The 12,041-nt window shown below is 41.8% G+C and carries 17 protein-coding genes; 10 read left to right on the top strand and 7 right to left on the bottom strand.

From position 1 onward, the window contains the following. Positions 1–23: 23 nt before the first annotated feature. Positions 24–542: a class I SAM-dependent methyltransferase gene (locus ARCPR_RS02080; RefSeq protein WP_012939817.1), complete on the top strand. Its 519-nt coding sequence runs from the start codon at positions 24–26 to the stop codon at positions 540–542. After that, positions 529–1,359, top strand: coding sequence for an SPL family radical SAM protein (locus ARCPR_RS02085; protein ID WP_012939818.1), 831 nt, complete (start codon positions 529–531; stop codon positions 1,357–1,359). The genes ARCPR_RS02080 and ARCPR_RS02085 overlap by 14 nt, the downstream gene beginning before the upstream one ends. Here the strand turns inward: ARCPR_RS02085 and ARCPR_RS02090 are convergent. Genes ARCPR_RS02090 through ARCPR_RS02110 form a run of 5 tightly spaced genes read right to left on the bottom strand, consistent with a single transcriptional unit; the run spans position 1,322 to position 4,769 of the window. Beyond that, positions 1,322–2,134 (bottom strand): energy-coupling factor ABC transporter ATP-binding protein, encoded by an 813-nt coding sequence (locus tag ARCPR_RS02090; RefSeq protein ID WP_012939819.1) that lies wholly within the window; start codon positions 2,132–2,134, stop codon positions 1,322–1,324. The genes ARCPR_RS02085 and ARCPR_RS02090 overlap by 38 nt on opposite strands. Then, complete coding sequence (locus tag ARCPR_RS02095; protein WP_012939820.1) at positions 2,122–2,829, bottom strand: energy-coupling factor transporter transmembrane component T family protein; 708 nt, start codon at positions 2,827–2,829, stop codon at positions 2,122–2,124. The genes ARCPR_RS02090 and ARCPR_RS02095 overlap by 13 nt, the downstream gene beginning before the upstream one ends. After that, positions 2,826–3,236, bottom strand: coding sequence for a DUF4249 domain-containing protein (locus ARCPR_RS02100; protein WP_012939821.1), 411 nt, complete (start codon positions 3,234–3,236; stop codon positions 2,826–2,828). Before ARCPR_RS02100 ends, ARCPR_RS02095 begins: the two co-directional genes overlap by 4 nt. Beyond that, positions 3,233–3,811 (bottom strand): cobalt transporter CbiM, encoded by a 579-nt coding sequence (gene cbiM, locus ARCPR_RS02105; RefSeq protein WP_012939822.1) that lies wholly within the window; start codon positions 3,809–3,811, stop codon positions 3,233–3,235. Before cbiM ends, ARCPR_RS02100 begins: the two co-directional genes overlap by 4 nt. A 1-nt stretch (position 3,812) precedes the next feature. Continuing rightward, the gene (locus ARCPR_RS02110; RefSeq protein ID WP_012939823.1) at positions 3,813–4,769 is read right to left on the bottom strand and encodes a DUF4198 domain-containing protein; all 957 of its coding nucleotides are present in this window, start codon (positions 4,767–4,769) and stop codon (positions 3,813–3,815) included. Positions 4,770–4,879: 110 nt separating this feature from the next. On the opposite strand from ARCPR_RS02110, the gene ARCPR_RS02115 reads away from it, so the two are divergent. The 8 genes from ARCPR_RS02115 (at position 4,880) to coaBC (ending at position 9,852) form a co-directional block, all read left to right on the top strand. Continuing rightward, positions 4,880–5,764: a dihydroorotate dehydrogenase gene (locus tag ARCPR_RS02115; protein ID WP_012939824.1), complete on the top strand. Its 885-nt coding sequence runs from the start codon at positions 4,880–4,882 to the stop codon at positions 5,762–5,764. 12 nt (positions 5,765–5,776) lie between these two features. Further along, positions 5,777–5,926 (top strand): DUF3796 domain-containing protein, encoded by a 150-nt coding sequence (locus tag ARCPR_RS09700; RefSeq protein ID WP_012939825.1) that lies wholly within the window; start codon positions 5,777–5,779, stop codon positions 5,924–5,926. Then, entirely contained in the window at positions 5,923–6,204 is a 282-nt protein-coding gene (locus tag ARCPR_RS02120; RefSeq protein ID WP_012939826.1) for a hypothetical protein, read from the top strand. The genes ARCPR_RS09700 and ARCPR_RS02120 overlap by 4 nt, the downstream gene beginning before the upstream one ends. A 73-nt stretch (positions 6,205–6,277) precedes the next feature. Beyond that, complete coding sequence (gene tnpA, locus ARCPR_RS02125; protein ID WP_012939827.1) at positions 6,278–6,694, top strand: IS200/IS605 family transposase; 417 nt, start codon at positions 6,278–6,280, stop codon at positions 6,692–6,694. Next, a complete protein-coding gene (locus ARCPR_RS02130; protein WP_012939828.1) occupies positions 6,678–7,922 on the top strand; it encodes an RNA-guided endonuclease InsQ/TnpB family protein in 1,245 nt (414 codons plus the stop codon). Before tnpA ends, ARCPR_RS02130 begins: the two co-directional genes overlap by 17 nt. A 23-nt stretch (positions 7,923–7,945) precedes the next feature. After that, positions 7,946–8,287, top strand: coding sequence for an eight-cysteine-cluster domain-containing protein (locus ARCPR_RS02135; protein WP_187286417.1), 342 nt, complete (start codon positions 7,946–7,948; stop codon positions 8,285–8,287). A gap of 33 nt (positions 8,288–8,320) precedes the next feature. Further along, positions 8,321–8,710, top strand: a complete 390-nt coding sequence (locus ARCPR_RS02140) for an HIT family protein (RefSeq protein ID WP_012939830.1) — start codon at positions 8,321–8,323, stop codon at positions 8,708–8,710. After that, positions 8,704–9,852 (top strand): bifunctional phosphopantothenoylcysteine decarboxylase/phosphopantothenate--cysteine ligase CoaBC, encoded by a 1,149-nt coding sequence (gene coaBC / locus ARCPR_RS02145; protein ID WP_012939831.1) that lies wholly within the window; start codon positions 8,704–8,706, stop codon positions 9,850–9,852. Before ARCPR_RS02140 ends, coaBC begins: the two co-directional genes overlap by 7 nt. On the opposite strand, the gene ARCPR_RS02150 is transcribed toward coaBC, so the two are convergent. Then, a complete protein-coding gene (locus tag ARCPR_RS02150; RefSeq protein ID WP_012939832.1) occupies positions 9,843–10,940 on the bottom strand; it encodes a cation:proton antiporter in 1,098 nt (365 codons plus the stop codon). The genes coaBC and ARCPR_RS02150 overlap by 10 nt on opposite strands. Beyond that, the gene (locus ARCPR_RS02155) at positions 10,937–12,022 is read right to left on the bottom strand and encodes a TrkA C-terminal domain-containing protein (RefSeq protein ID WP_012939833.1); all 1,086 of its coding nucleotides are present in this window, start codon (positions 12,020–12,022) and stop codon (positions 10,937–10,939) included. The genes ARCPR_RS02150 and ARCPR_RS02155 overlap by 4 nt, the downstream gene beginning before the upstream one ends. Positions 12,023–12,041: the final 19 nt, after the last annotated feature.

The raw sequence follows: 12,041 nt of genomic DNA on the forward strand, positions 1-12,041 counted from the left end.
ATTTAGCATTTGTTAGTCTTAACGTGCTAAGCGACATTTTAGAATCGGATTGGAGGAGAAAAGTATTACCCGTCAAACCACTCTTAGAAAAGATCGAAAAGCTTGAAAGTAGAAATGTAGCTTTTGACATCGGGGCAGGGACGGGTTACTTCACTGTTCACTTGGCAAAGTTCTTCAGAAAGGTTTACGCCGTTGAGAAGGATATAGAGGCTGTAAAGAAGCTTGCAAATAAGGGCTTGAGAAACGTTGGGATAATAGTTTCCGACAAGCCCCCTGAGATCGATTTTGAAGTTGATTTCGTGCTCTTTGCAGATTCACTTCACGAAATAGAGAATAGAGAAGAATACGCTGACTGGGTTAAAAAGCATGCAAAGTCTTTCGCTGTCATAGACTGGAAGAAAGAATCCTGTCTAGATATCGGACCACCAAGCGATCGAAGACTGGATATTGACTACGTCTTAAAGCTTTTCAAAGGTTTTAATATCGAAGTTTTGAATGTTTATAAGTGTCACTACTTCATCTTTGGCTATGTACTACGTTAAGCCTTTTGATCCTTGGAAATCAAAGTTATGCACATGCCCGCCAAAGTTTTCGTTTAACCCTTACACTGGCTGTTATCACAACTGCATATACTGCTACTCAACTTACATACCTCGATTTCACGAACTAAGACTTAAAAAAGACCTATTCAGAAAGCTTGTAAAAGATCTGGAGAAGATTCCAAAAAATTCTCTGATATCGATGTCAAACAGCAGCGACCCCTACCCACCGATAGAGAGAGAATTAAAGATAACGAGAAAATGCTTAGAAATTATGAGCGACTTTGACATAAAACTTCTCATCGTAACCAAAAGCGATATTGTGGCAAGGGATTTGGATGTATTTCCAAAGAAAAGCGCCGTAGGCATCACGATCACAAGCTTGAAAACAGCCAAAGTTATCGAGCCAAACGCACCAGATCCAGAGAAGAGAATTGAGGCTCTCAAGATAATTAAAGAATGCGGTGTCCCCGTAATCTTGCGCTTAGACCCTATAATCCCCTTTCTAACTGAGGATGAAGCCATGAAAGTTCTTGAGAAGTGCGACTTCGTCGATCACGTTGTTACGTCAACTCTCAAGCTTAGAAAAGACATTCTGGCAAGGTTTTCCAAGGTTCTACCCGATTTGGCTGAAGTCTATAAGAGAATTTACACCGAGAGAGTTGGTAGTTACATGTATCTGCCAAAAGATTTTAGAATCCGCCTTTTAAAGGCGATAGAAGAAAAATGCAATGAATTGGGAGTAAGCTGTGCCTTCTGCAGGGAAGGAATACTATTCAAAGCTAAGAGTTGTGACGGTTCGCATCTAATTCCCTCTTAATTATCTCAACAGCTTCATCCAATGATTGTGGTATCTTTAAGCCAAGTTTCATAAAGAGTTTAACGATTTGCGGTGCATCCAATCCATTCTGCCTAAGTAAATCCAAATCTAAGAATACATCCTTAGGCTTTCCGATCTTAACAATTTCTCTGTTTAGTATTATTGTTTTATCTGATTGCAACGCCAATTCGGTATCATGTGTAGCGATTAGAATTGTCATTCCGTCATCATTCAAATCCCTAATTATTTCTATTAGCTCTTCTCTGGAGACTGGATCCAAGTTAGCTGTCGGTTCATCAAGAAGCAGAATCCTCGGTTCTGTGCATATGGCGGATGCTATTGCAACCTTCTTCTTTTCTCCGAAGCTTAAATGATGTGGATACCTATCTTTATACCCTTCAAGACCAAACTTTTCCAAAACAACGTTTACCCTCCTCACAATCTCATTCTTTTCAAATCCGAGATTTATCAAGCCGAAAGCAATCTCATCGAACACTGTAGGCATGAAGATCTGATCGTCCGGATTCTGAAAGACCATTCCTATCGTCTTAACTAGCTCCTTTCTACTGTAATCTTCAATCTTTTTGCCAAACAACTTTATTTCACCTTCACCTTTTAAAATGCCTACCAAGTTTAAGAACAGAGTAGTTTTGCCAGCTCCATTCGGGCCAAGAATCGTAATAATTTCGCCTTCCTCAACGCTAAACGTAACGTTATCAAGCACTTTTCTATCTTCATAAGCGTAGCTTAGATTTGAAACTTCTAAAGCATCCATGCTACGATGTGCAGAGTTATTGCAAGATATAAAGATAGCGTAACGAACAAGATGTCTCTCGCAGTAATCTTAAAATCCGTGATCGTTTCGATGTTTCCAGTGTAACCCCTTAGAATCATTGCTCTGTAAACGCTTTCCGCTCTCTCGTAGCTTCTGATGAAAAGCGTAGCTATAAGCTTTGCAATTGTCTCGAACGTATGAATATTTGTTCTCTTTTCAAAACCCTTCATCTTCAAAGCGATGCTCAGCTTTTCGTATTCCTCAGCGAATACGAAGATGTAACGGTATGCGAACATGAGAATCTGAGTTAATTTGCTCGGAAAACCTATTTGGTTGAGGGCTTTTATGGATATATCGAAGCGGGAGGTTGCAAATGCTACGAATATGAGTATCAGAGCCGAAGTAGCTCTCGTAAATATTTCGAAAGGTCTGTGGCCAAATATCAGCATAGTAATCGATAGAATAAGTAGAAAAATCAGGCCGTACTTTAACTGCTCAAATGCAAATTTAAGTGGTAATTTCGATAAGTATAAGAAGATCAAAGATATTGTCAGGGCTAGGATACAAGCCAAAAGATCTTTAACGAGTACTATTGAAAAAACCAGAATGAAGATTCCCAGTAACTTGGCTCTCGGATCTAGTCTGTGTATGAGCGAATCCAAGTGATAGTATCTATCTACGAGATGATGCTTCATCTCTTCCTCCTTGCAATGTAGAGCGATGCAATTCCGGCCAATCCTGCCAGATAGCCCAATCCCGATATGACCTTGAGATGTATTGGCTCCTCTTTCACAACAACCTGAGCAGAAGTTAGATTAACGTCGCACTCAGCTCTATGCCCCATCGATTCGACGACAACCCTGTAACTTTCACCGATCTCTGGTTTGAATCTGAAAGTACCGTTTTCATCCGTCTTACCTTCAACGTAGAGTGTTCCGTCAGATCTGTAAACCTTCACGACACCATCAACAACCTTAGCTCCGCCACCGTACCAAGCGTAAACCTCAACCTCGGAAACTTTGTAATTCACGTGCATTCTATGTGCATTTACTGGGACTGCCAAGATTAAGATCACTATCAGGGCTACGACATATTTCCTCAAGCTATCACCTCTCTCTTAACTTTCAACAGCATTGCCACAACGAATGCAGATACGAAAGCTTCTACCATTGCAATTGGTACATGGGCTATGAATAGTAAAACAGCCACTTCATAAAACTCTTCACCGCTCAACATTAGAACAATTGACGTTAATAGGACTGCCAAAAATACTGCCAATCCGCAAGCAACACCAGCTGTGATCGGATTTTTCTTGAGTCTGAAGATGTAATATGCAATCAGAGCTGGAATTCCCATATTTATCGTGTTTATTCCCAAAGTTGTTATACCTCCGTGCTGGAAAAGGAGAGCTTGTAGAAGCAATCCTATGAAGATGGCTGGATATGAATATAAACCGAGCAGAATTCCCATTAGACCGTTCAAGATGAGATGAGCAGATGTAGGGCCTATAGGAATGTGGATGAGTGAGGCTATGAAAAATGCCGACGTTACAATTGAAATCTTCGGTATATCCTCTGCTCTTACTCTTCTCAAAGTAAAAAATAGGATAACTGCGGTTACGATGTATCCGGTGATCCATATCTCCGGTGCTAACACTCCATCGCTTATGTGGACCATATTACTTCCTCGCAATTGCCACAATTGCCAATATTATAGCTATTACGGCCAATCCTATCGCTCCGTAGCTCATGCTCTGATCACTCGCCCCCTTCAACGCACTAATCTTACTCTCAAGTGTGTCAATCTTTCCGCTCAATTCATCTATTTTACTCTCCAATTCACTCAAATCTGCCGTTGCTTTTGCCTCCGGCGGGAACTTCTCAAGCACTGGAACTATTATGACTCCTCTCTTCTCCATACCTCCTTCCTCTGCGTAGACACCTACGAACCATATTCCGGGTTCATCGAGCGTGTATGCAAAGTAGCCATAGTCATTTGTCTTAACGACTCTTGTGAACATCATCGGCGGATCTTGCTTGAACTTCTCTTCTGCAAGCTTCACAATTGGCTCAGCTTCATCTTTCGTGTTATACTTCTCTACCTCAACTATCGCATTGGCGAGAGGTTCACCTTTGAAAATGGCTTTACCGCTGAAAACGAATCCTTCTTCAATACCGTAAGGTCTTGTGTAGGGAATTACCTCAACTTCCTGCCCAACGACAGCATCCCATCCCTCCCAAGCCTCCTCGCCACAGTGTATTATCGCTTTCGTGTAATCGATCAGACCGTGCTCTTCTTCGACGAGTTTTACTGCAACTATGTAATCGCCTGGCTCTTCAACCTTGAACGATACCTTCCAAGCCTTCAAACCTTCAAGCGTCACTTCTTCGGGTGTAAGCGTTCTAACGTTACCTTTTGGATCCTTTAGGGTTACTTCGACATCTGGACAGTCGAAGAGTATGTGCTCAAACGGGTGTCCCCAGAGGATGTAGAGTGTCTTCGTTTCACCGAGCTCAGCTAAGTAATCCTCCGCCTTAGCATCGAGCTTCGGTAGAACCATTGTAAAGTGTGCACTCGCAACACCGCAAACGACAAAGAATGCCAACACTAAACTAACTACAATTGCTTTTCTCATATTTATCACCGCAAATGTGCTAACTATGTAACACTTATAAGCTTTTCGATAATATCATTTGCACGGTCGTCATAAAAAAATTTAATTCATCACAACAATAACATTAGACGATGCTTGAAGTTGAACTCTCGAATCTAAGGCTTAGAAACCCTATCATGCTCGCGAGCGGGATCTTAGGAAGTCACGCTGGTTCTCTCAACAGGATAGCGGAGCACGCTGGAGCTGTAGTTACGAAATCCGTCGGATTGGAGGGGAGAGAGGGTTACAAGAATCCTTGTGTAATAAGTTGGGAGTGCGGAATTTTGAATGCGGTAGGATTGGCTTCGCCTCCAGCTAAGGAATTTGCAAGAGAATTAAAGATGTTTAATGGTGCTTGTCCGCTAATCGTGAGTTTTTTCGGTTCTAATCCAGAGGAATTCGCCGAATTGGTCAAGATATTCGATTTTGCTAATGCATTCGAACTTAACTTAAGCTGTCCCCATGCCAAAGGTTTGGGATTGGAGATAGGAAGAGATTTCGATTTGGTTTACGAGATAATTAGAGCTGTGAAGAGAAACACGGATAAACCAGTTTTTGCAAAAGTTTCTGCCAATCTCGATTACGTTGAATTGGCTAAGGTTTGTGAATCTGCAAAAGCTGATGGAATAGTTGCTATAAACACAGTTAGGGGTATGGCTATTGATATAGTAAGTAAGAGGCCCATTTTGAGTAACGTAAGCGGTGGTGTCAGTGGAAAGGCTATAAAGCCAATAGCTCTGAAATGCGTCTGGGACATTTACGAGGAAGTGAGCATTCCAGTTATAGGGTGTGGTGGCATCTCGAACTGGAAAGATGTTGTCGAATTCGCTTTAGCAGGAGCTAGGGCCGTTCAAATAGGTAGCGCGTTCTACTACAGTTACGATGTGATTAAAAATATCTTAGAAGGTCTAGAATCCTACTTGAGAATAAACGGAGTCAGCTTTGATGAGTTGGTCGGTTTAGCTCATAAACGTTAGTTGGGTGGGAAGATGAGGAAATGGATGAAAGGATTTTTGGGATTTCTTGGATTTCTGGGATTTAACGCATTCAAGACAGGAAACTACTTGTGGTTGCTGTGGTTTGTCTGGTTTACGTGGTTTTATTACTTCAAATACTTGAAAGAGGGAGATGAAAAATGAATTTGAAGGTGGTTGCGCTTGCAGTAATGTTGATCTTGGCTTTACTTGCAGCTTATCAGTTTTCAACTGATCATAATTCGAACGTAGTGAGTTATAAGGTTGAAAAATGTGAAGCGGGGTTTGGAAAACCATTTGCGAGATACGATGAACAAAATAAGACCTTAAACGCTGTAGTTTGGGTTAACTGTTGCGGTGTTGAGGTCAAGGTTGAAAGGGAGGGAAAAAACTTACAAAACGTCGCTAAGAAAGCCCCGCTCTTTAGAGCGGGGATGAATTAGGGGAGGCGGGAGGGGGGAGGTTGGTGGTAGGTGTTTATTAGACCTAAAATTCTTATTATACACAATTTAAACTATGCAACTAAAATCGACAAGACATGCTAAATATCTGTGCAACTATCATTTCGTGTTTATTCCTAAGTATCGAAGGTCAATTTTAGACAAGTATAAGGAGGATTTGAAGGATATATTTCATCAGATAGCTGAGAAATGGGGATTTGAGATTTTAGCGTTGGAGATTATGCCTGACCATGTTCATCTATTCGTTTCAGCTCCTCCAAAGTATGCTCCTGCACAAATTATTAAGATATTCAAGGGAGCATCTTCAAGAGAGTTAGGTAAGAGGTATCCTGAATCAAAAATTAAGGGTTCAGAACTTTGGGCAAGGAGTTATTTCGTAGCGACAGCAGGTAACGTCTCGTCAGACGTAATAATGGAGTACGTTAAAGAACAATACTTCAAGGAGGCTAAGAAGAATGAAAAGAGTGAATAAGTTCAGGCTAAGACCAACCAAGGAGCAGGAGAAGGTTTTGTTTAGCTTGTGCGAGATGTCAGCAGTTTTATGGAATAAGCTAAACTACGTTAGACGACAGTTGTTCTTTGAAGGAAAATTCGATTGGAAAGAAGGAGTTGAGGAACTATATGATGAGTTCAAGCCGATTTTAGGTTCAGCTACCGCTCAGCAAATTATAAGGAAGAACAACGAAGCTTGGAGAAGTTTCTTCTCCTTGTTAAGGCTTAAGAATCAAAGAAAACTACCATCACACATTCGTAAGGTTTCTCCTCCTCGCTACTGGAAGGACAGGTTATTGAATAAGAGGAAATTGATGACTGTCATTAGAAACGATTGTTATAGGATAGAAGAGGTGGAAGGAAAGAAGTATTTGGTTCTGCCTAAGGGTTTGAGGATTAGAATAACTGGAGAAATAAAGTGGAGAGGGAAACAAGGGAGATTAGAAATCTTTTACGACGACTTAACGGGGAGATGGTACGCACATCAGTCTGTAGAAGTTGATCAACCGAGGCGTACCATCTCCCCTGAGAAGAGAGCTTTCATAGACTTAGGAGTGATAAACATCATAACAGCTTGGATTGAAGGTGAAAAGCAACCAATAGCGTTTAGCGGTAAGTCCTTGTTGGCAGATTGGTGGTATTGGACTCACAAAATCGCTCACTACCAATCGATAGCTAAGAAAGTTAACGGAATGGATACGACGAGGAGAATCAGAAAATACTACCGAAAGAGACAGCTAAGGTTTAGACATGCTGTTAACACCATAATCTACAGATTCGTTAAACTCTGCTACGAGAGGGGAGTAACAGAAATCATAGTCGGAGACGTTAAGGGAATAAGACAAAACAACGACAAGAATACTAAAGCCAACGCAATTATTCACAACTTCTGGAGCTTCAGATACATTATCGATAGATTAATCACGACAGCAGAAAACTTCGGAATTAAAGTTAAATTCGTTAGGGAGGACTATACGTCATCGGTCTGTCCGAGATGCGGTTCAACTAATGCGTATAAGCATAAAAGATTGTTCAAGTGTCTAAACTGTGGTTTAGAAGCTCATAGAGATGTTGTTGGTGTGCTAAATATAGCCCGTGTCTCCCTCAATGGGAGAGACGGGTTTAACGGGGTGCTGGCACACCCCGTGCTTCTACGGGTCTCTCCCGTAGAAGCTCAAACCTCCCCGCAGGGAATCCTCGCACTTTAGTGCGGGGAGGATGTCAAAGAATTTTGGAGATACAATACGGAGAGCTTTGTAGATGTATATGCAGGAGTGAGGTAACGATTTTCAATGTCCCAGAAAATGCAGCAGTAGTATTTGTGAATAAGGATGGTGATTACTTCATTCTATCACCCCATGTAGAATTTTGCGGCTGGTCGACTTATGGTAGATGCAATAGCGATGAAGATTGCATAGTAGCAGGATGCTCCGGACAAGTTTGCCAGTCAAAGTTCGAAGAATTGACTGTTACGATATGCGAATGGCTTGACTGCTACGGTGCGGAGAAGTTCAATGTTTCATGCAGATGCGTTGATGGAAGGTGTCAATGGACTTCGACAAGCATCGAATAAATCTTTTTATACCGTCGTTCAAACGCTTGAGGTATGTGCATATTTTGCAAGATTGCGAAGAAGGAAGAAAAGGCGTACGTAGTGTACGAAAGCGATAATGTTATTGCCTTTCTGGACATAAACCCCCTCAGCAAGGGTCACACGCTGGTAATTCCAAAAGAGCACTATGAGAACCTTTTGGAGGTTCCTTCCGATTTAGCGAAAGATTTGCACGAAGCTATTAAGGCTGTTTGCGAGAAGCTGAAGGTGTTTAATCCAGCTGGGTTCAACATCGTTAGTAACATCGGAAAGCAGGCTGGGCAAGTCATAATGCACGCTCATATTCACGTAATTCCAAGGTATGAGGATGAAGAAACGAGGCCTATAACGTTTGGGAAGCCGGTTAAAGTAGATCTTGAAGAAGTTTACAGGGAGCTATGCTGAAGACGATAGTTTTGGGAATTACTGGAAGCGTTTCAGCAGTAAATTCCTTTAACATTGCGAGAGAGTTAAAGAGGAGAGGATTTAAGGTTGTAGCAGTTTTAAGCGATGATGCTAAGAAATTCGTTACGCCAGAGCTGATGAAGTTTGCATGCGATGAAGTTTTGGAGGAATTTGACGAATCTTACCACGTCAGATTTTTGGGGTATGGAGGTGAAGCGGATTTACTTCTAATTGCTCCAGCTACGGCCAACACTATATCGAAGATAGCTCACGGCATCGCAGATACAAACGTTACACTAGTGGCTTTAACAGCTTTGGGAAGTGGAAAACCCGTTCTGGTTGCTCCGGCGATGCATTTGGCAATGTATGAAGCTATTAAGGACAACTTGGAGATTTTGAGAAGTAAGGGCGTTGAGGAGATAAAGCCGAAGTTTGAGGGGTTAAAGGCCAAGCTCGCTGAGGTTGAAAGGATAGTTCTCCATGTTGAGAGGGCTTTGAGCAGTGACGAGTTTAAAGGTAAGAGAGTTGTCGTTACATCAGGTCCGACTTTCGAGTTTATAGACCCTATCAGGTTCATCAGCAACAAAAGTTCTGGTAGGATGGGCAACGAATTGGCTTTAGAATTCTGGAGAAGGAAGGCTGAAGTAGTTCTGATTTCGTCAAAGCCCATAGAGATTGACCCTCCGAATTTCAAAGTGGTTAAGGTTGTCTCAGTTAAGGACATGCTCGATGCCGTTCTAAAGGAAATTGAAAACTGCGATCTATTCGTATGTGCCTCGGCCCCTTCAGATTTTGTAGTCGATAGAGTCGACTCGAAAATAAAAACAACTGAAGAACTCGTTTTAAAGCTGAAGCAGGCTCCGAAGATAATTAAGGAGGTAAGAAAGGTTTACGACGGGCCTATCATAGGATTCAAGGCTGAAACGGGCTTGAGCGATGAAGAACTAATTGAAGTGGCTAAGAGAAAGATGGAGGAAGATAAACTGGAGATGGTCGTTGCAAACGATGTTAAGGAAAGGGGAATGGGAACTGTGGATACGAGAGTTGTTATAGTTACGCCCAAGAGGGTCGAATGGGTCAAAGGATTGAAGAGAGATGTTGCCAAGAGGATCGTGAACGCTTACGTTGAAGATTATCTGTAAAGAAGTCTGAAGATTGTCGGAGATATCAGGCACGAAATTATCGTGAAAGTTATGAGGGAAGTTGCTTCGAAGTCCGAAAGAATGCCAGCTGAAACTCCTATTGTTACCCCCGCCACTGTTAAGCTTAGTTTTGTTGATTGTAGAACTCCAAAGGTAAGAGCTCTTTCAAACCTCAAAATAAGTGCTGGCAAGACTTTAACGATGTAAGATACTGCAAGCAGGATTAACGCAAACTTGATCATGTTTAAATCTATTCTGAAGTAGAATTCGGCACCAGTTTTGATGAAGAAAATGGGGATTAGAAAGCCGTAGCCTATTCCATAGAGCTTGTCATATAGCTTTTTACCACCTCTGAACAAGGTTGAGAGAAGAAGTCCAGCCAAGAAAGCACCGAGTATTGCCTCAACACCTAAGATATAGCTTAAACCGACGAATACAGTCATTATTGCGAGAGAGCCTCTTACTCCTATCTCCATTGGATCCCTAACGAACCACCTTGCCACGAATTCGGGAAAGTGCCAAATTACCAATCTGCCCAAGTGGTAGGATATGAAGAATGCTACTATTATCAGAAATGCGAAGATTATTTGGATGAATCCGGAAAGGAAGTAGATGGAAAGCAGAAACATAGTCGTTACGTCTGTTATAAAAGCCGTTATTATGCTCATCTGCCCGAACTTCGTCTTCTCTATCTTTAACTCCCTCAAAGTCGATACTACTATACCGACGGCAACGTTTGCCAGCAGTATCGCGTAGAGTAAACTCAATCCAAGTGCCTGTGTGATTGCGAACGATACAATCAGAGATAGAATTAGAAACGCTACGCTAAGAGGTAAAGTACGCTTCTCCCTTAATATTGCCGTAATGTCAATCTCAAGACCTGATAGAAACATTAAGAATATCAGACCCAAGAGAGCTAGGAACGACAGCCACTCAGAATGTTTAATGGCGTTTAGAAAGCTTACACCTAGAAACATACCTAACACAAGCTCTACAACCACTGCAGGAATGTTCAGCCTCTCGGCTAAGAGAGGCGAGAGAAAGGCAATTAGGGAAATTAGAGTTATTGTGATCAGATCCTCGCTCATACCAGAAGCACCGATGTATCCATATCGACAATTACCTTCCAGATAATATCTTCATCTATGTTTCCGACATCGTTCTTAAGCGAGATTATCAGAAGATCGTATCTCCTCTTAAATTCTCTGACAAACTCAACGAAGGGATTTCCTTCGGTAACGCTGACATCAACTGAAGTCTCAATTACTTTCGAAGCGTACACCAACTGCTCCTTTTCAAGAAGTAGGAGCTTTACATAATCGAAAGCCCTTGCAAACACCTTTGAAAGGGAGATAATCTTAAAGGGGTCGCTCGAGTTTACAACTGCAAGTATCTTCTTGTACTCTCTCTTCCCCCTAGCAACAACAGTTGGGTGAACCTTTGAAAGCTCTTCTATTAAGTTATCTTTCTTTTTGATGGCTGAAGTCACCACTAAGTCGGCTTCATCAAGCTTTGTAAGATCTTTCACGATACCAGCATTTCCCGAAACTAGCTTTAGAGTGATTATATTGGATTCAAACCTCTCGGAAAGCATTCGCGACTCTGTAATTATATCCTCATCTCTGTATCCTCTAAGGATCCTCAAAATATTGTCAAAGGGGTTTCTTGCTTGTCTGATCTCTTCACCGCAAAGAATTCCGAGTGTATCCCCTTCTTTCAAGATAAGTTCGGGATGAGGTCTAAGCAGTTTTCCTCCTCTGAAAACCGATACTACAGCACATTCGTCACCCATGTCCATCCTTCTTAAGGGAACGCCGCTCAAAGACTTCCCAACAACAGTCTCCAAGTACTTTCTCCTCACTCCAGTCCCATTGCTTGCCCTATCAATTCTCAGCTTTCTGTAAAGATCGCAAACCCTTTCAACATTCACTTCTACGACATCGACTCCTTTTGATTTCAGAAACTCTGCAATCTTCGAATTGGTTGATTCGTCTGAAGCGAGTACAACCTTAGCAGAGCTTAGATCGAGCTTAGGAATGATCTCGAGTGGATCTCCTTCAATTACATTGATATCTTTCAAATCATCGGTATCCTTACCAACAAACACACAGTTGCTATATATCCTCGCAATTTTCCTTGCAATTTCTTTGTCGCCAACTACGATGTACACTACTTGAGCATGGGGTATA

The sequence above is a fragment of the Archaeoglobus profundus DSM 5631 genome (genome assembly GCF_000025285.1).
In the GTDB taxonomy this organism is placed as follows: domain Archaea; phylum Halobacteriota; class Archaeoglobi; order Archaeoglobales; family Archaeoglobaceae; genus Archaeoglobus_B; species Archaeoglobus_B profundus.